The 204-nt window shown below is 45.6% G+C and carries 1 pseudogene; it reads right to left on the bottom strand.

Annotated elements, in window-relative coordinates:
* Window positions 1–204 (bottom strand): annotated as a pseudogene (locus CHH91_RS20080) (sugar kinase); the annotation flags it as partial.

Below are 204 nucleotides of genomic sequence, written 5' to 3' on the forward strand. Positions count from 1 at the left end.
CTATTGTTTGTGCCGAATAAATAGCGGCCTTCCCCAGACCCTGGCAAAACGATATCAGCCATGCCAATCAAACGCTCCAACAAACGCTTCTGTTTCTCCTCCGTCAGCAATTTTTTGCGTATATTTGGGTCAAACACGATTTTGACATGATGCTTCTTGGCCATTTCGACTAATACGAACGTTGCCTGCTCGCATGATTTGCTC

The sequence above is a fragment of the Virgibacillus sp. 7505 genome (assembly GCF_002272135.1).
Lineage (GTDB): Bacteria > Bacillota > Bacilli > Bacillales > Amphibacillaceae > Terribacillus.